16 protein-coding genes are annotated in these 20,468 nt (G+C 27.3%); 3 read left to right on the top strand and 13 right to left on the bottom strand.

Going from position 1 to position 20,468, the window contains the following annotated elements:
• Window positions 1-123 precede the first annotated feature (123 nt).
• Window positions 124-996 (bottom strand): UTP--glucose-1-phosphate uridylyltransferase GalU, encoded by an 873-nt coding sequence (gene galU / locus RGC78_RS10745; RefSeq protein ID WP_252211809.1) that lies wholly within the window; start codon window positions 994-996, stop codon window positions 124-126.
• A gap of 345 nt (window positions 997-1,341) precedes the next feature.
• On the opposite strand from galU, the gene brnQ reads away from it, so the two are divergent.
• On the top strand, window positions 1,342-2,613 hold the full coding sequence (brnQ, locus tag RGC78_RS10740) for a branched-chain amino acid transport system II carrier protein (RefSeq protein ID WP_252211808.1): 1,272 nt from the start codon (window positions 1,342-1,344) through the stop codon (window positions 2,611-2,613).
• A 59-nt stretch (window positions 2,614-2,672) separates the two neighbouring features.
• Here the strand turns inward: brnQ and RGC78_RS10735 are convergent, their stop codons facing one another.
• The 8 genes from RGC78_RS10735 to RGC78_RS10700 all read right to left on the bottom strand — a co-directional run bounded on the left by RGC78_RS10735 (window position 2,673) and on the right by RGC78_RS10700 (window position 11,919).
• The gene (locus tag RGC78_RS10735; protein WP_309556630.1) at window positions 2,673-3,776 is read right to left on the bottom strand and encodes a Gfo/Idh/MocA family protein; all 1,104 of its coding nucleotides are present in this window, start codon (window positions 3,774-3,776) and stop codon (window positions 2,673-2,675) included.
• Between the two features lie 151 nt (window positions 3,777-3,927).
• Window positions 3,928-4,533: a sugar transferase gene (locus tag RGC78_RS10730; RefSeq protein ID WP_309556629.1), complete on the bottom strand. Its 606-nt coding sequence runs from the start codon at window positions 4,531-4,533 to the stop codon at window positions 3,928-3,930.
• Window positions 4,534-4,683: 150 nt separating this feature from the next.
• Window positions 4,684-5,904: a glycosyltransferase family 4 protein gene (locus RGC78_RS10725; RefSeq protein ID WP_309556628.1), complete on the bottom strand. Its 1,221-nt coding sequence runs from the start codon at window positions 5,902-5,904 to the stop codon at window positions 4,684-4,686.
• 383 nt (window positions 5,905-6,287) lie between these two features.
• Complete coding sequence (locus RGC78_RS10720) at window positions 6,288-8,294, bottom strand: methyl-accepting chemotaxis protein (protein ID WP_309556640.1); 2,007 nt, start codon at window positions 8,292-8,294, stop codon at window positions 6,288-6,290.
• Between the two features lie 344 nt (window positions 8,295-8,638).
• Complete coding sequence (locus RGC78_RS10715) at window positions 8,639-9,277, bottom strand: NAD(P)-dependent oxidoreductase (protein WP_309556627.1); 639 nt, start codon at window positions 9,275-9,277, stop codon at window positions 8,639-8,641.
• 26 nt (window positions 9,278-9,303) lie between these two features.
• Complete coding sequence (locus tag RGC78_RS10710; protein ID WP_309556626.1) at window positions 9,304-9,909, bottom strand: DsbA family oxidoreductase; 606 nt, start codon at window positions 9,907-9,909, stop codon at window positions 9,304-9,306.
• A 151-nt stretch (window positions 9,910-10,060) separates the two neighbouring features.
• Entirely contained in the window at window positions 10,061-10,492 is a 432-nt protein-coding gene (locus RGC78_RS10705) for an Rrf2 family transcriptional regulator (protein ID WP_252211802.1), read from the bottom strand.
• 173 nt (window positions 10,493-10,665) lie between these two features.
• Window positions 10,666-11,919, bottom strand: coding sequence for a glycosyltransferase (locus RGC78_RS10700; RefSeq protein WP_309556625.1), 1,254 nt, complete (start codon window positions 11,917-11,919; stop codon window positions 10,666-10,668).
• A 212-nt stretch (window positions 11,920-12,131) separates the two neighbouring features.
• Between RGC78_RS10700 and wecB the strand changes: the two genes are divergently transcribed.
• Entirely contained in the window at window positions 12,132-13,196 is a 1,065-nt protein-coding gene (gene wecB / locus RGC78_RS10695; RefSeq protein WP_309556624.1) for a non-hydrolyzing UDP-N-acetylglucosamine 2-epimerase, read from the top strand.
• 264 nt (window positions 13,197-13,460) lie between these two features.
• Here the strand turns inward: wecB and RGC78_RS10690 are convergent, their stop codons facing one another.
• The 4 genes from RGC78_RS10690 to RGC78_RS10675 all read right to left on the bottom strand — a co-directional run bounded on the left by RGC78_RS10690 (window position 13,461) and on the right by RGC78_RS10675 (window position 18,964).
• Window positions 13,461-14,951, bottom strand: a complete 1,491-nt coding sequence (locus tag RGC78_RS10690; RefSeq protein WP_309556623.1) for an O-antigen ligase family protein — start codon at window positions 14,949-14,951, stop codon at window positions 13,461-13,463.
• Between the two features lie 2 nt (window positions 14,952-14,953).
• The gene (locus RGC78_RS10685; RefSeq protein WP_252211798.1) at window positions 14,954-16,816 is read right to left on the bottom strand and encodes a nucleoside-diphosphate sugar epimerase/dehydratase; all 1,863 of its coding nucleotides are present in this window, start codon (window positions 16,814-16,816) and stop codon (window positions 14,954-14,956) included.
• 64 nt (window positions 16,817-16,880) lie between these two features.
• Window positions 16,881-17,864 carry a glycosyltransferase family 2 protein gene (locus RGC78_RS10680; RefSeq protein ID WP_309556622.1) on the bottom strand — a complete coding sequence of 328 codons (984 nt, stop codon included), beginning with the start codon at window positions 17,862-17,864 and terminating at the stop codon, window positions 16,881-16,883.
• Window positions 17,865-18,085: 221 nt separating this feature from the next.
• Entirely contained in the window at window positions 18,086-18,964 is an 879-nt protein-coding gene (locus RGC78_RS10675; RefSeq protein ID WP_309556621.1) for a LicD family protein, read from the bottom strand.
• Window positions 18,965-19,235: 271 nt separating this feature from the next.
• On the opposite strand from RGC78_RS10675, the gene RGC78_RS10670 reads away from it, so the two are divergent.
• On the top strand, window positions 19,236-20,243 hold the full coding sequence (locus RGC78_RS10670; protein WP_252211795.1) for a glycosyltransferase family 2 protein: 1,008 nt from the start codon (window positions 19,236-19,238) through the stop codon (window positions 20,241-20,243).
• Window positions 20,244-20,468 lie beyond the last annotated feature (225 nt).

Here is a 20,468-nt window from a genome sequence, read left to right as displayed (position 1 = left end):
ATACAACTTAATTTAACAATAAAAAGCATAAAAACTATTTAAAACTTAATAATATAAGACTCTGTTTTAAATGATTTTTATGCTTAATTACTTAATTATATTTATACTATATAATTATTTATTTTATTTTTCATCCCATGGATTACTTTTTAGATATTCTATAAAAGGTTCTCTTAGTTCTTCTCTTTTTAACGCAAATTCTACTGTTGCTTGTAAGAACCCAAGTTTATCTCCTACATCATATCTTCTTCCTTCAAAATTATACGCATACATAGCTTCTTTACTGATTAAAGTTTTTAATGCATCAGTTAATTGAATTTCCCCACCTTTTCCTGGCTTTGTATTTTCTAATATATTGAATATTTCAGGAGTTATTATATATCTTCCTAAAATTGCTACATTGCTAGGTGCTTCTTCTGTTGATGGCTTTTCAACTAAATCCTTTACTTTATAGACTCTATCTTCTATATGGATTCCATCAACTATTCCGTATTTTGATACGTTTTCTTCCGCTACAGTTTGAACACCTAAAATAGTAGTATTATATTCACTGAAACAATCTATTAATTGTTTTAAACATGGTTCTTCACTATCAACAACATCATCACCTAATAAAACTGCAAAAGGTTCATTACCTACAAATGTTTTTGCACAATGAATTGCATGACCTAATCCTTTAGGTTCTTTTTGTCTAATATAATGTATATCAACCATATCTGAAATATTTCTTACTAATTCTAAAAGTTCTTCTTTACCTGACTTTTCTAATTCAAATTCTAATTCTATAGATTTATCAAAGTGATCTTCTATACACTTTTTATTTCTCCCTGTTATAATAAGTATTTCTTCAATGCCCGATGCAACGGCTTCTTCAATTATGTATTGAATTGTTGGTTTATCAACTATTGGTAACATTTCTTTAGGTTGTGCTTTAGTAGCTGGTAAAAATCTTGTTCCAAGTCCAGCTGCTGGAATAATCGCTTTTTTAACTTTCATCTTTATATCTTCCTCTCATAAGGTTATATTTTTTTGATTGTGCCCTAAATAAAGTTTTTACTTATAATTTTAACTATTCTTATGTTATCACATATTTACTAAAGTGTTAATATGTAATAGAAACTCTTAATATATACTTGCTTAATTTTTAAATATTTAAATGTTTTTTTAATATTTTTATAAAATTATAATATTTTTATTATTGTTTTAATTTAAATTACTGGTCATATATTGTTATTTTGTATTGAGGATATACTAATGTTATGTTAATATCTAAAAGTATCACTTATTAATAATAATTAGTATTACATATAATATTCTCAATAATTTTAGGAGGAAACTATTATGAAAAAAAACACAAAAGATATAATTATAATAGGATTTGCTTTATTTGCTATGTTTTTTGGTGCTGGTAATTTAATATTCCCACCATTTTTAGGTCACATGGTTGGTGATCAATATATTTTAGGTATCATAGGATTTGTCTGCACTGGAGTTGGATTACCGCTTCTTGCTATAATAGCTGCAACAAAAGGTGATGGTACATTTGAAACTATGGCTTCTAAAATAGGTCCAAAATTCGCTATAATTTTTGCGACAATATTATTTATAGCAATTGGTCCTATGCTTGCAATTCCTAGAACTGCTGCAACTACATATGAATTAACAATAAGTCCTTTAGTACCTAGTCTTAGTCCTCTTGTTTCAATGATAATATATTTTGGAATAAATTTAATTTTTGTACTAAAGAGATCTTCTATAATTGATACTATTGGTAAATACCTTACTCCCATGTTAATACTTATATTAACATTTATAATTGTGAAAGGTATAATATCCCCTATAGGACATGTTGTTTCTACTAATGTAACCGCTGTATTGTCATCTTCATTTATAGAAGGCTATCAAACAATGGATGCATTAGCTGGGTTATTATTTGCTACAGTTATTACAAATACACTTAAAGAAAAAAAATATTCGAACAAAGAATTACTTCCTATGACCTTAAAATCAAGCGGTGTTGCTGTAATTGGTTTAGCATTCATTTATGGTGGTTTAATGTTTTTAGGTGCTCAAACAAGTGGAGTTGAAATTCCAGATTTATCTAAAACAAGCTTACTATTATTAATTTCAAATGATATATTAGGTAATATTGGTACTACTATAATAGGAATTGCTATTGGCCTTGCTTGTTTAACAACTTCTATAGGATTATTAACTGCTGGTTCTTCATTTTTTGAAAAAGCATCTAATGGAAAACTATCTTATAAAATGAATGCATTAGTAATTTCATTAATAAGTATTATAATAGGTTCTCTTGGTGTTGATAAAATAGTTAAAATATCTGGTCCTATTTTAACTATCTTATATCCAGTAACTATAACTTTAATAGTTACTACACTAGCTAATAATTATATAACAAACATAAAAGCAGTTAGAATAGGTGTTTATACCTCATTAGTATTTGGAATATTAGAAATAATACCATCTATTAATTTAAACTTTATTCCTCTTGGAAAGTTAGGATTTGCATGGCTTATTCCAACTATAATTTCTATCTTAATAGGATATATTATATTTCCACTAAGAAAACAAGATGCAAGTTCATTAATATAATAAATATCTTTATTAAAACAAAATGCAGAAGGAAAAATTCCTTCTGCATTTTGTTTTAATTACTTTCTTCCTTTAAACTCATCTTTCATATCTAAAGTACTAAAGTTTTCTAATGGAAATTGCACTGGCATACCAGTCTTTCTTGATTTATATGCTGCAAGAATTATAGACATAGCATTTCTTCCCTCTTCACCGGCTATTAAAGGCTTTCTATTGTTATTTATAGCATCTATTACATCCTTAAATAATGGTGTGTGTCCTTCGCCATATACATTGTCTATTTTAACATTAACTTCTTCTTTAACAGCTTCTTCATTTTCGCCATCAAATCTCCAAGTTTCAAGTTCATTATTTGCAAGACCTCCAATGCAAACTGCTCCAGTTTCTCCAAAAATACTTAAAGTCTCTTCTAAATTCTTTGGATAAACACAAGCTGAACCCTCAACAATACCAATAGCTCCATTTTTAAATCTTATAATTATTGCTCCAAAGTCTTCTGCTTCAATGTCTCTTAAATAAGTATCACATTCAGCGTATACTCTTTCGATTTCTCCACCCATCATCCATTGAAGTAAATCTATATTATGTATACATTGATTCATTAATGTTCCACCATCTAATTCCCAAGTTCCTCTCCAAGGTGCTTGTTCATAGTATCCCATATTTCTATTCCAAAGGATTCTTGCTGTACCATTAACTAATCTACCAAATTTATTTTGTTCAATAGCTTCTCTTAACTTCTTAATTGGCTTATTAAATCTATTTTGATGACAAACTGCAAGCTTAACATTATTTTCTTCTGCTACTTTAATCATTTCATTAGCATCTTCAATTGACATAGCCATTGGCTTTTCTATTAATGTATTTATTCCTTTTTTCATACAGTAAATAGCTATTTCTGCATGATATCCACTTTCAGTGGCTATTGTAACAACATCTATATCTTCTTTTTCAACCATTTCTTTGTAGTCTGAATATGCATGAACAGTATCTTGTGCTACTCCACATTTTTCTATGTATTCAGCTTTTTTCGCTTCTGCTTTTTCTAACATAACGTCACATGTTGCAACTAATTCTGCTTCTTCAATATTCTTTGATAAAGCTTCAACATGTTTATAAGAAATTCTTCCACAACCAATAATCGCAAATTTTAATTTTTTCATAATACTACACGACCTTTTCTATATATTTAATATGCTTAAATTTTATTATAAATTATAACACTTGACCCATAAGCTTACTGTAAATTACTCTTAAGCTTAAGAATATTGTTTATACTACAATATCAACTTTATTTTAATTACATAGTAAAAACTATATACATTTTAATATAGTTTTTACTATTATATAAATATCAAAAAATACATTACTTTTATTTATGTATTCTAAATTTAATGCTAATTTATCAGGCATAATTGTATTTATGTAAAATTCTTCTGGATTTTCAGCTTTTCCAAGCAGCGCATTTTCATCCTTATATCTTATAGACGCTAAATCAGTTATTCCTGGTTTTACTTCAAGTACCTTTCTTTGCTCATCATTATACATCTTAACATACCTCGGCACTTCAGGTCTTGGTCCAACTAAGCTCATATCGCCTTTAAATACATTTATTAATTGTGGTAATTCATCTAATTTATATTTTCTTAAAAATGAACCTATCTTAGTAATTCTATTATCATTTCCTACAGTTATTTGCTTTCCTAATTTTTCAGCATCAACTACCATAGTTCTAAACTTTAATATTTCAAAGTCCTTTCCATCTCTTCCGACTCTTATCTGTTTGAAAAATACTGGACCATCAGATCCTGTTTTTATCATAATAGATATTAAAATAAATATTGGACTTAAAATTATTATTCCTAAAGTAGAGCATATAAAATCAAATACTCTCTTAACTATCTTATTAAAATTGTTCATGAATACACTCCTACAAAATCAATTCTAAATTTACTGTTATAAACTTTTTCTATATTATTGCATAATTTATCAACAATATATTTAATAGATATTTTATCATTTTTAAATAACTTAAGTTGTAAATATATTAATTCTTCATAAATTCTTAACTTATTTCTTTAAAGCATTTAAAAATTTCATTGCTAAACCATGATAAGTATGATTTTTTAATACATAGTCATTTCCGTTTTGACCCATTTTATTCTTTTCATCATCACTTAATTCCTTAATTTTTAATACTGCTTCAACTACTGCTTCAGAATCTTCTGCTGGTACTGTTATTCCACAGTTAGAATCCTTAACTGGATCATTTGAAGCTTCTATTGCATAAATTACAGGTCTTGCTGCCATCATATAATCAAATAATTTATTTGGACTAACCCCGTAATTAAATAAGTTTTGTTTCTTTAAACTTATATAACAAATATCTAATAATTGTAATGCATTATCCATATTATCTTTTAATACTGGATCTAAAAACTCTACATTTTTTACATCATTGGCTTTTGCATAATTAATTAACTCATCTTTGACATTACCTTTTCCAACTAAAACATACTTGACTTTTTCATCTTTAGTTTTCTTTGCTGCATCTATCATTGTATCTAATACATTTGCTGGTGAATGATTTCCTGTATATCCAACTAAGAAATAACCTTGCTCTTTTAATTCTTTAAGTCTTTCAATAGTCTTTTCTGTTGGTGGATTTTTCTTTTCACCAAGTATTATTCCATTTGGAACATACACATATTTATCAGTTGAAAATCCTCTTTCTCTTATATGCTTATCTGCATTAGGTAAAATTGATACGATAACATCTGAATTTTTATAAGCAAAGTCTTCAGCTCTTTGAAGTACTACTATTGCTGGATTTTTCTCAGAAAATCCTCCAATTTCCATAGGACTAAGTGGCCATAAATCATGTATTTCAAAACAAAGTTTTGCATCACATCTCTTAGCTATTCTATGAGCTGGATATATATCTAAAGGATATGTAGATGATGCTATAACTGCATCTGGTTTATACTTATCTGCAATTTTTTTATAATTCATTCTTAATTTATACATAAAAGTTGATATGTTTTTTATTCTTCCAATTCCATTTCCACTGTATTCTGGTGTTTTCACCCATACATATGTAATTCCATCTATTATTTCTTCTTCAAAATCCTTTGTAATCTTAGGATTGTTTTTTCTTAAATGAGAAAAATCAGCACCTAATATAGTAACATTGTGCCCCATGTTTTTCCATTCTCTAGCCATATAATATGGTCTAAATTCCATTCCATGATAATCAGAACCAGCATAGTGGTTTATAAGTAAAATATTCATTTAAAATTCTCTCCTTAAATTATGTAATATATAACTTAATATTTACATACTTATAAATAGAAACTATATTGTTTTTTCAATTCCATTTGTTATACTTTTCATATTTACATTATACTAATATTTTTTATCTCATAGCTAGCATTCATAATACTCCTACCTGTAAAAGTAGGAGTATTATGAATGCTAATTCCCTATGGATATAACAATTTCTAAGTCTCAAATAGAGTAAAAATCCCATCTAAGATAAAATTTTTGTTTATAATTCTAGTAGATTATAACATAAAAAAAATTTTATTTAAATCCATAAGAATTAAATAAATAAAAAGCTTACAATCTTTATTTTATAAGATTATAAGCTTTTAACATATAATTTACTTTTAAGTCTATGATAATTTAAACTTCTCTACTGTATTGTTAAGTTTTTCAACTAATTCTTCTAATGTATAAGTTGATTCTACAATTTGATGCATAAAAGCAGTTTGCTCTTCATTTGATGCAGTAACCTCTTCTGTAGATGCTGCATTCTCTTCTGTTACGGCTGCAACATTATTTATAATATCAGCTGTTACATTCACTTTCTTTTCCATTCTATTAGTGGCCTTTGATACATCTGATACAACACTATTAACTTCATTAAATGCTTTTTCTATTTCTTCAAAATCATTACCAACTAATGTTGCCATTTTAACTCCATGCATAACTTCACTTGTTCCAGCATCCATTTTATTTGATATGATTTCAATTTGTTTTTGAACCCCGCTAATAAGTTCTGATATCCTTTTTGAAGAATTACTTGATTGTTCTGCTAGTTTTCTTACTTCATCTGCAACTATACCTTGTTCACCGGCTCTAGCTGCTTCAATGGCTGCATTAAGTGATAAAAGATTAGTTTGTTCAGCTATACCACTTATTACATCTACAATTTGTCCAATTTCTCTAGATTGCTCTAATAAATTTTGTATTTCTTCAACATTATGTTTATTAGTTGCAGCTATATTCTTTATACTATCTACAGCTTCTTTAACTCCTTGTGAAACTGTGATACTTATATCACTTGATTTTTCTACTATGTTTATCATATAGTTACACTTTTTAAATACTTCATTTATATCTTCAACTAATTCTCCTGTTACAGTAGATGCTTTACTTGCTCCTTCTGCTTGAGATACAGCACCTGTTGCTATTTCTTGCATACTTCGTGAAACATCTTCACTTCCCTTTAATGATTCACTTGTTGCTGACGCTAAACTATTAGATACTACCATAACCTCATCAGCTGAACTACTTATGTCACCTATCATTTCCTTAAGTTTTAAAACTGTATTATTTAATCCTTTTGTTACTTTGGAAATTTCATCTTGTCCGTCAATTTCTAATTCATTTGTAAGATTCCCCAATGCAATTTCTTCTGCGAAATCAGACAACTTAGTTAATGGCAATGTCATTTGTTTTGCTACAAATGCTATTACAAGTGCTATAATAAATACAATTGCTATTGTTATGAAAAGTAAAATTGTCATTAACCTATTTGAAGAAGCAAATAATTCTTTTTCAGATACAACACTTGCTACACTCCAACCTGATAATGGAACTTTATTGTAAAATACAATGGATTTATTATCTCCATTTCCAAATCTAAATACACCAGATTCTTTTTCCATCATTTCTTTTCCTAATGATTGTATATTTTCATCTTGTATTTCTGATATTTTTGTTTTCATTACTAATGACTCATCTGGATGTTCAAGAATAGTTCCATCATTTCCTATTAATAAACTATATCCTTTATCACCATATTTAAATTCCTTAACCTTTTCCTGAATATGTAAAAGATTTACAGCAGATATCATTGTTCCTATTGTTTGCTCTGATTCATTATTAATTGGGACACCTATTACAACCAAAGTTTTACCAGTTCCCTTTGATACTACTGGATTAGATATATTATATGGCACTCCACTCATTAAATTTTTGTACCATGCTTTTTCTGACACATCACCATTTACAAAATTTCCATTTGAATATTGAGCTCTAGATTTACCATCATTATTAAATAAAGTTGCTGCTGCATTATCATATTCTCCTGGATAATTTTTTTCTAAAAATTTAATTCTTTCTGCATTAAAATTATCTACAGCAGAAATATCTGTTTCTATTAGTTTTGCTGTAGGTGTATTAGCAGAACTTCTTACTTCTAATAGTTTTCCTTCTAGCCAAGTGTTTATATTCTCAGTTAGTTTTTTTCCTTCCTCTAATTTATTATTAATAAGTTCATTCTCAATATTTTTTCTAAATTGATAAAATGTTGTAAAACTCAAAATTGACATTCCAATTATCACAACAGGTAAAATCGTAATTAATAATTTCATTTTAAAAGATAGCTTTTTCAACATTTTTATCACTCCCGTAATTCTATTTGTAATATATATATTCTCCGCAAAACTCCCCTAAAATTAACAAACCCATTTATATAAATTATCGAATTACACTATTTGCACTTAAGTATAAAATAAAAAATTATATATTATATGTTGCAATAAGAGATCTTAAATAAATCAAATAGATGTTTACTCTATTATTGTATATTTTAAATTGCAACATATAATATATTTTTTAATCAAGTTAACACATTTATAATTTTTTATAGTAAAAAGTATCTGTTATTAATAATATGTTTTTCGAATAATATACATAAAATTTTTTTATATAAATTTCTGCTTATAGTATTTGTATTTTACTTATATGCTACTGTAAATCTACTTTTTGTATGTTTAGGAGTTTCAATTTCATCAATAATAGCCACTGCAAAATCTTCAAAAGAAATTTCACTTTTTCCCTTTTCATCTACAACTAAATATTCATCTCCAACTGAATATTTTCCTATTCTTACTCCTGGTGCTATTAATGCTGCTGGACTTAGATATGTCCAATTTATTTCCTTTTCATTTCTATATATATCTAAAGACTTTGAATGAGCTAATGCTATTGGTTTCCAATCTTCAGGGAATCCTTCTGTCTGAACTAATTCAATACCACTTTCAACTTTTAAACTTCCAGCTCCACCCATTGCTACAAGTCTATTAACACCTGACTTTTTAACCAAGCTTATTAAATTATTAGTTGCATCTATTAGTGTATTCTCTTGTCCAAATTTAGGCCCAAAAGCACTAACTAAAACATCTACTCCCTCTAATTTATTTTCTAATGTATCTAATTTTAAAATATCCCCTTGTAAAACAGTTAATTTTTCATTAGTATCTTTTACCTTTGATTTGTCTCTTGCAATAGCAATAACCTCATATCCCCTATTTAGAGCCTCTTTTAAGATCATCTTTCCCGCATTTCCTGTTGAACCAATTAAAGCAATTTTCATAATATATCTTCCTTCCATTTATAAAATTAATTATTTTTTAACAATTGTCTTTTTATTATTTCTTCTAAATTTTCTTTTGATGTAATACCTTGTACTACTTCGTCACCTATAAATATTGTAGGCACGGCTGTAATGTTACTCTCTTCATAAGCCTGCTTCAATACTTCTTCTTGCTTATCTTTATATTTTCTAGTATTTAAAACCTCACTAAATTTTTCTTTATTTAAACCTATTTCTTCCGCTAACTTAGATAATATTTCAACTTTTCCAATATCTAATTCTTCTTCAAAGAACCCTCTAAAAACTCTTTCAACATATTCATTTCCTTTTCCAAACTCAACTGCATAATGATATCCTTCAAAAGCTAAATTAGTATATGGATGAGGTGAAAGCTTGGGTAATTTCATATCTATACCTAATTTTTTTGCCATTGGTTCAATAAAATTATTCCATGAATTTAATTTTGAAGAATCCTTCCAAGGATCAATTCTAGGCGATGGCTCTGGTCTTAATTCAAATGGCATCCATTGAATATTTACATCCTTTCCTTTTACAGCCTGACTTAAAGTCTCCTTTCCTAAAAAACAAAATGGACAAGCAAAATCAGAATATACCTTAATATTTAATGTCATTTCAATAACCTCCTTACTTTTGTTGTAATTGATATAGTTACAACATTTTCAAAAAAATTTGTTTTCTATAGTAAGTATTAATTTGCAACAATTTATAAAATTATTAACAGTTGTAACTATGTAAGTTACATCTATTTTAAAAAAAATTGATTTACTTCTCAATTTTTTTTCTTATGCCTTTAACTATATATTCCATTGTTACATTTCCTAATACTTGTTCCATAGCTTCTTGAGCACTTAATAGTACACCTTCAAGCACACCTTGAATATTTGCACCAATAGGACAATTTATATTTGGTGATTCATGAAATTGAAATAATTCTCCTTCTTTGACAACCTCTACAGCTCTGTATACATCTAGCAATGTTATTTGATCTAACTCCTTTAATAAATAAGCTCCACCAGCACCTGCTATGACATTAACTAAACCAGCTCTCTTTAACATTCCCATTACTCTTCGTATAACAACTGGATTAGTATTTACACTACCTGCTATCCATTCAGAAGTACATAAATTGCTATCTTCCATAGATAGTATAGATAAAATATGAACTGCTACAGAAAATCTACTGCTTATTTTCATTTTTATCACTCCTGTTGTAACCATTGTAGTTCTATCGAATGCTAAAGTCAATAGTTTTTATAAACTTTTTAAGTTAAAGAATAAAAAACGAAACATGGTTATTCATATTTTTATCTTACCAAAATATAAAACAACCATGTTCTAACCTATATATTTTAATAAATCTACTTATCTTAATATGGTTGTATTTCTTTCGAAAAGCCTTGGAAATTATTCTCACCACAGAAATTTTCTAACCATATTTCACGACATTTCTCTCTAAATTTTTGCTTTTCTTCATCAGAAAGTTCTGCCATTCCTCTAATCTTATTTCCACATTCCTCTAGTTTAAAATTAACATCTAACAAAAATCCTGTTTCTTCATTTCTTACTATCTCGCTAGTTCCTCCAACATCAGTAGCTATAGTTGGAATTCCAAATGAACAAGCTTCCATAATACTTACAGGTAAACCCTCTGAACTACTTGTATTTACAAATAAGTCAACTGGATTATTTGAATAATAATTCATCAATTCTTCATTCTTTACTGATCCTTTAAAATCCACATCCATAAAGCTTAAGTTTTCTTTTGAGTACTCTTTTACTTCCTCTAGTCCATCCCCTGCACCAAAATGTATCCATTTTAATTTTAATCCAGAATCTTTTAATGTTGCTAATGATTTTGCTAATAAATCAATTCTTTTAACTGGTGACACATGACAACAACTAACTATTCTATACACACCATCATTTGATGAATTAGATATACCATAGTTTCTAGTTCCAAGATAAGCTGTTTTTATTTTCTCTTTATAAGCTGGGTATAAACCTTTTAAATAATTACTACCATCATCAGAACATGGATATACTTTATCTAAATTTTCAAGCAAATAATATCTAAGTGGTAAATAATTTAATGAATTTTTATCAGCATAAAGATCATATCTATGTGTACGACTTACTACTTTACTAGTTTTATCTCCAAACTTTTCTTTTAATTTTATAACTGCATATGCTATATCATATAACCAGTAACTATAAAATGTCTTTTTATCATAACTCTTTATATCAGAACTCATAAGAATATTCTCACATTCTTTGTATACACTCTCTGCCTTAGCTAAAAAGTATGTTAAGTAACCTCTTCTTTTTAATGATCCCTTAACTTCGTTGCTTTCCTCTTTTAAAACATATCCTTTATACTTTGAAAATGGGAAAAATTTCATTGCATTCACAGGTAACTTACGCTTTATTCCTGATGCTTTAATTCTATGTACTTCAAAATTTTCAGGAACCTCTCTAGTTTGTATTGCATTATCTGCAGTACTAGTAGCTATAAGAATTATTTTATCAAAAGCTTTTGAAAGCATTGGTATTTCATCTTCAATAAATTCCTCTCCTTTATCAAAAGGAAAGACTTTAGTTAAAAGAACTAAACAGTTTTTCATTATTTTCCCTCCATTGTTGTAATAGTTTAAGAATAACATAGCAAATTATCCATTTCAACTCACGCTTGTCCACATTGATAGTTTACAATTAATACTGAGCAATTAGTATATAATTAATGTAATTAATTATAATTTAAGTTTGATTAATAGTGCCGATATGCTAAAATAATACTCATGAAAACAATTATTTAAATCTTAAGGAGGCGTACTATATGAAAGTACTAACTGTAATCGGAGCTAGACCACAGTTTATAAAAGCCGCAACAGTCTCAAATAAAATTAGAAAAAATGGAAATAGTGAAATATTAGTACATACTGGTCAACATTATGATAATAATATGTCTGATATATTTTTTGAAGAATTAGGTATTCCAAAACCTGATTATAATTTAAATATTGGTTCTTCAAATCATGGAAATCAAACTGGAAGCATGTTATGTGCACTTGAAGATATATACCTAAAAGAAAAGCCTGATATGGTTTTAGTATATGGAGATACTAATTCAACTCTTGCTGGTTCATTATGTGCTAGTAAATTATTAATTCCAGTAGCACATGTTGAAGCTGGACTTAGAAGTTTTAATAAAGCAATGCCAGAAGAGCAAAATAGAATCTTAACAGATCATATCTCTGATTTATTATTTGCACCTACATTAACTGCAGTTAAAAATTTAGCTACAGAAAATATTACAAAAGGTGTTTATAATGCTGGTGATGTAATGTATGATGCTATAAACTTATTTAAAGAAAAAGCTAAAGAAATATCTAATATTACTGAAACTTTAGACTTAACACCAAATAGCTACATACTTTCAACAATACATCGTGCTGAAAATACAAATAGTTTAGAAAGACTTACTTCAATAATAAAAGCATTAAGTGAATGCAACAAAAAAATAATATTACCTCTTCATCCAAGAACAAAGAAATTCATTAATGAATACAATCTACATGTAGGAGACAATATTAAAATAATTGATCCAGTAGGATATTTAGAAATGATTTCTCTTCAAGAAAATTCTGCTAAGATTGTAACAGATAGTGGTGGAGTTCAAAAAGAAGCTTATTTCTTAAAGAAACCATGTATTACAATGAGAGACGAAACTGAATGGATTGAAACCGTAGAAAATGGTTGGAATGTTATTGTTGGAAGTGATTCTAACAAAATTTTAAATGCTATTGAAAGCTTTAATCCAACTGGTACTCCTGCCTCTGCATTTGGTGATGGAGATACTTCTTCAAAAATAACAGATATAATTCAAAATTATAAGAAATAATAAAAACGTGGCATAAAGCCACGTTTTTATTATTGGCTCTGTTTTAAATGTGTGTTGATATATGCAATAGGTAAAGTGGCATTGTAATTGGACTTTGAGAATTCTTAATGAGTATTGTCACATTTATTGCTTGTCACAATTTTATATTGGGAACAAGCTAAAATGGGACCATACTCATTTTAGCATTCCTAAGTTCAATTACTCAGTCCACTTTACTTATGCATATATCAACACTCTGCTAAAACATAGCCTTATTATTATATTTTAAAGATGAAATTCTTTCATTGATAATTTAGAATTATATTGATTATCACTTCTTTTATAAACTTGCATGCATGATACTGCAAAACCTATAAGTATCCAATATGAAAATACATAAGTTATTGAACTTGGTCCAAAGCTTGCTGGTGCAAAAGCAATAAGACCGGTTGCTGCTGCAAAACATGCTATACTCTTCTTTTTTATTCCAATAATTATATTTCCTATAAGAAGGTATAAATAATATATTCCATATAGAGCTACTCCTGGTAACCCAAAATCACCTAAAATCTCTATTGCATAACAATGTGGACTATATATGTTTCCAGTATTACCTTGCTCTTTAATGAAATTTTCTACATTTCCAACACCATATCCAAGATAATTTTTATCTGTTATAGTTCCTTTTAATACATCATTTATTATAGTAAATCTCACATTAACAGAACCTTCTCCGCCTTCTTGAAATTCTATATTTTCTAAACTATGCATCTTATTATTAAGCCCATTTTCTACTATTTCTTGTCCTTCAACAGGTTTTATATTCATAACAAGGTAACTATACTTATAAGATACTGAAAGAGTAATACATAATATAAGTGGATAAATTATATTTTTAACTCCAATTTTCTTAATATTAAATATTGAAAAAATTAAGAAAACTCCTACTCCAAATGCCGCTGAAGCAAATCCAGTTCTTGATGTTGTTGTACCTATTAATATAAATACTATAGTTGATATTACTACATACCATACTTTCCCAAAAATATTTTTACATCTATAAATAGCATAAAAGAAAAGTGGCGATAATATAGCAAGTGTAGCCGCTAAATTGTTAGGATTAAACGAAAATGCCATTGGTCTTGCATTTATTTGATTTTGATCCTTTTGAGGTAATCCGTCCATAAATGCATCAGCATAATGTTTTATCGGTAATTGCTTTCCTAACAATACCTCTATAAATGCAATTAAAGTAATAAGTGATATTAGAAATAATAATAAATTCACTGTTTTCTTAAGTCTATCTTTGCTCACATTATAAACCATCATATTAAATATAAATGCAAACATCATTAAATATATTGCTATATATTTAATAGATAGGCTTTTACTCATTGCCCAAAAAACACTTGCACACATATAAACAAACCATATAACATATATGATTAAAACTTTCTTATCTATATGTCTTATAACATCTCTATCTTTTATTAGTTTATATAGTGACATTAGGGTAAACACGCCTAATACTATATGAAACATATATACACTTTGAATGCCTGGTGCATAAAGTGTATAATCATAGAATGCCGACACTAAAAGTACTGCATACATTTGATTATATATATCTTTTTCTTGCACTATGTATGATGATATAACTAAGGTTATTATATACATAATAGGTATTACATAATTTCCATTAGTTACTCCAAAAATCATAGCAATTATCGATATCAGTGTTATAAATATAATTCTAGTCTTATCTTCTCTACTCATAATTACTCCTTATCAGCATTTTCTGCTGCAACTTCATCCTCATTTTTATAATGATATGTTGGAACAATAGTTTGCATTTGATGTTTAATTTCATTTATGTCGTTTAATTCTAATAATCTGCGTAATTGTTCAAGTTTATAATTTAATGTATCCATATCTTCAAAAGTTGGTTTTCCAACATATATCTTTTGATGTGCAGTATCTTTTAAACCTTCTTCGCTCATTAAAAGTTCTTCGTATAATTTTTCCCCTGGTCTAAGTCCAGTAACAACTATTTTAATATCTCTATTAGGTTCGAAACCTGAAAGTCTTATAAGATCGCAAGCTAAATCATAAATTTTAACTGGTTTTCCCATATCTAGTACAAATATTTCTCCGCCTTTAGCAAATGCACCCGCTTGAAGTACTAGTTGAGCTGCTTCTGGAATCAACATAAAGTATCTAACTATTTTTTTATGAGTAAGGGTAACTGGACCACCATTAGCTATTTGCTTTTTAAATAATGGAATTACTGATCCATTACTACCAAGAACATTTCCAAATCTAACGGCAACAAACTCAGTTTTTGATTGTTTATCCATAGCTTGAACAATCATTTCACATAATCTTTTAGTTGCTCCCATTATATTAGTTGGATTAACAGCTTTATCAGTAGAAATCATTACAAATCTATCAATATTAGCTTTGCTTGCTTCAGTAGCTAAATTTAATGTTCCAAAAACATTATTCTTAACAGCTTCTTTAGGACTGTCCTCCATTAATGGCACATGTTTGTGCGCTGCTGCATGGAATACAACATTTATTTTATGTTTATTAAATACCTCATGTAATCTTTGTCTGTCTCTTATTGAACCAATTAAAACAGTAAGATTCATATCTGGGAACTCTTCTTTTAATTCATTTTGAATATCATATATATTATTTTCATATATATCAAATAATATAAGTCTTTTAGGATTATATACTGCTATTTGCCTACAAAGCTCAGAACCTATTGATCCACCTGCTCCAGTAACTAATATTGTTTTTCCTTGTATATAATCTGAAATACCTTTGTTATCTAATACAATAGGATCTCTTCCTAGTAAATCCTCTAAATCTACATCTTTAATTCTACTAACATTTGCTTCTCCACTTAATATTTCATACATACCAGGAATTATTTGAAGCTTACAATTAGTTTTTTTACAGATATCAATAATTTCCGCTTTATTCTTTGAATCAAGAGAAGGAATTGCTATTAATATTAAATCAATTTCTTGTTCTCCTACTACACATGGTATATCATATCTATTTCCTACTATCTTTACACCTGAAATTCTTCTTCCAAGCTTTTCTTTATCATCATCAATAAGAACTATAGGGTTATATTTTAATTCTCTTCTTGCCATCATTTCATTAATAATCATAGTTCCTGCTGAACCAGCACCAACAATCATTACTCTTCTTTGATCTGATGAATATTTAAATGGTATGTATAAAAGTGTTCTTCTATATACTCTATATAAAATTCTATAACCTAATACAAAGAAAATACTTAAAAGAATACCTACAACCGAAACATTTAATGGTATGACAGAACCCCAAAATCTAGTATATCCAATTGATACTATCCCTGCTAAAATTGATCCTCCAACACCTAATAGAAATTCATCGGTTCCAGTTAAATGCCACAAGCTTTCATACATTTTAAATAAATAAAAACACACTAAATATATTAAACTTACAGCTATAACGTCTTCTGTATATATTTTTGCAATTTCTGTGAACCTTCCACTTAAAGTTATATTTATAGCAAAAAGGTATGCCATATTTACCATAAATATATCAATTATCATAATTATCAGTGTCTTCCATTTTTTCATTATAGTTTCCTCCCGTCTGGAGAGATTCTTGCCATAACTTACAGCAAGTAAGACTCTATTTTAATTATCTCATTTTATTTAAAACATTTATTAGTAGCTTTGGACAAAATCTCATGCCACTACATTGAATTAAGTATCTTATATTATTTTTATCAAACTTTTGAATTTTATAATTTTTTAGATATGACTTAACATCCTCTTGACTTAAAAATTTAAATAAATCCTTATGGAAATTAGGATCTTTACCTAAAATTGAAAAAACATGTGATATCGAGTATTGTATTTTAAATTCTGATAAGAAATTTTCTATTTCTTTTAAATTGCTATCTTTCTTTACATAATTTAATAAATCTATATATGAATAATAGCAATCAAGATGCTTTAAAGATACATTTTGAGTTACAGAATTTCCCCATATTACATAAAAAGCTAGTATTTCATTTACACTTATAACTTTATTTGAATATAGTAATGCCTTTACAACAAAAACCATATCTTCTCCATATTTTCTATTAGTGTCAAATAATAAATTATTATTTTGAATAACAGAATTTTTATATATAGCACTTCTCATGCCTATAGTTATTTCATCCTTTAACTGTAAAAGTGCTGCTTCTTTTCCTGATATGAAATCATTTAAGTAATTAGTTCTATTCTTAACTAATACATTCCCGTTGTTATCAACTTCACTATAGTCACAAAATACAACATCGCATTCAGTTTTCTTTGCTTTTTCATACATAAGTTCAACAAACCTAGAATCAATATAATCATCGCTATCTAAAAATGTTATATACTCTCCACTGGCTATGTTTATTCCTCTATTTCTAGCACAACTGACTCCTGCATTTTCTTGAGTTATAATCTTAAAGTTTATATCTGAGCCTTCTAATAATGATTTTGCTATTTCAATACTTCTATCTTTTGAACCATCATCTATAAGCAAAAATTCAAACTCTTTACAAGTTTGATTTATAACAGAATTTACACTTTTTTCAATACACTCTTCTACATTATAAACAGGAGTAATTATAGATACTTTAAACAAAATTATTCTCTCCCTTTATTTATTATAATAGATTCTACATGACTTTTTAGAATCTTTTATTTAAAATTTCTTACTTTTTTCTTACATTTTAAATATTATTATTTTTTTACTATTTGAATTATACTAATATTGATCATTATATGCAATGTTTACTATATTAGTGCCTTTAGCTAAAATGCACCCATGTACTTCATAATAATAGTATAATTCAAATTACAAGTTTAAATACTTTTAATCTTTTTTATTTCTTTTGCATGCCATACTCTTTCTTCTTCTTTTGGTAATGTCATATAATCACCATAAAGCCCAGTCAAAATTGCATCCGCATTTTTAGGTCCATAAAAATGTTCACCTTCAAATTCTAATTTAATCAAATCAAAGTAATCGTCTTTTTTATAGATATATTCGCTCCATGCAGTATCAACGCCATATCCCATGTACTTTGAATTTTTATCATTCCATTTAACTAAAGCTCCAAAAAACTTTCTTCTTCTTTTAGCTGTAAATATTTTTGTTATTATCTTATAAAAAGAAAATGTAATTTTATTTTTGAAAGTTAATTTTTCTGGGATATCCCTCAATCTAACGAAACTTTTTAATATGTTTCCACTTATTGATCTTTGAATTTTATAAATAAAATTATGCTTTGGTAAACTATCATAAGGGAATACATCTATATATACACCATTATGCATTTTTTCATTTTCTCCAATTGCTTTTTCAATAAGTACAGTACCATTATATCTAACCTTACAAGGTACTTGGTAAATATCATAATATTTATCACTTTCAAAAGTTTGTAAAAATAAATGGCTAGGTAAATCTTCCTTAGCTATTTTAAGAAACTTTTCATAGTCATCTCTAAGCATTCCAATATCCATATCATCATCCCATGGAATAAATCCCTTATGTCTAACTGCTCCTAATAAAGTTCCTGCATCTAAAAAGTATTTTAATCCATGTTTTTCACATATCTTATCAACATCCTTTAAAATACTAACCATCAACATTTGAGCATCTTTTAAACTTAAATTTTCATATTCTTCATCGGTATCTTTATTTTGATAATTTTTTTTTGATGTATCATCTATATTACTCATTTTTGCCACCTTCTCTATGTACTTAAGAACAAAATCGCCAAGGCGACTTTAGAGCCATTAATTTTTTAGCCATGCACCCTTTCCAAACGCAGTGCAGGAAATATATTGCCTATTTCAGCATACATTTTAATGTTATTATCAAAATTGACTTATGTCAACAAAATGAGAACATAAGAACAATAAAAAGTGAATTTTGTACTAACATAATAATGTATATAATGATAAAATAGTTTAAGAATCAATACTTAAGAAATAATGGAGATAATAAAATATGATTAAAAATTATAAAAACTTAAATGACAATATTAAAAACTCTGAAGTTTTAATAAGTATTATTATGCCAATATATAAAGCTGAAGATTACTTAAATAACTCTATCACAAGTATATTAAATCAAACTTTAGAAAACTTTGAATTAATATTAGTAGATGATGGTTCCCCTGACAACAGTGGAAAAATTTGTGATGAGCTAGCTCTAAATGATAATAGAATAAAAGTTATTCATAAAGAAAATGGTGGTGCTAGTACTGCTAGAAACGCTGGTTTAGATATAGCTCAAGGTGAATTTATAGCTTTTGTTGATAGTGATGATTGGATTGAACCCAATATGTTTGAAACACTATTTAATTTAGCAAAAGAACATAATGCAGATATTTCACAATGCAATTATATAAAAGTAGAAAATGAAGATGAAAAAATTACAAATGATAATAAAGAAATAATAATATCTTTCAATAATATAGAATCATTAAATAATTTATATAATGAAATGTATGTTTCAACAGTAGTACTTTGGAATAAAATTTATAAAAAATCACTATTTAATGAAATAAGATTTCCTAATATGAGAATATTTGAAGATGAGGCTATAATGTATAAATTATTATTTGAATCTAACAAATTAGTATATACAAATAAAAAATTATACTACTATAGAAATACTCCTGACAGTATAATGAACGCTAAATTTGATAAAAAAAGATTATGTATGCTAGATGTTTTTGATGAAAAAGTAAAATTCATGAATAAATTAAATGATGAAAACTTATATGCTAAAACTTTAAAATGGTATATGTGGTCAATCATCGATCTTTACTTTGGATGTATAAATAATATTTCAGATGATCATGAAACAATAAACTTAATCAAAAATAAAGCTATGAATATATCAAAAAAATACTACAATAGCCCTAGCCACGAATTTAAATGGATTATCCTATTCTCACTATTCAACAAAACACCAAAACTTTATAAAACTATAATGAATATATTAAATTAAAGCATGTGTTGATATATGCATAATTAAAGTTGAACTGGGTGATTATTAAGATATTTTAAATAATTTTTTATAAGGATCTACTTTAGTATATGTTGATATATGCAACAGGTAAGGTGGCATTGTAATTGGATTTTGAGAATACTTAATGAGTATTGTCACATTTACTGCTTGTCTCAATTTTATATTGGGAGCAAGCTAAAATGGGACTATACTCATTTTAGTATT

The organism is Clostridium aquiflavi (genome assembly GCF_031344075.1).
Taxonomy (GTDB): Bacteria; Bacillota; Clostridia; order Clostridiales; family Clostridiaceae; genus Clostridium; species Clostridium aquiflavi.
Note: the sequence above shows the minus strand (reverse complement) of the source record. Positions and strands in the feature narration are given on the sequence as shown.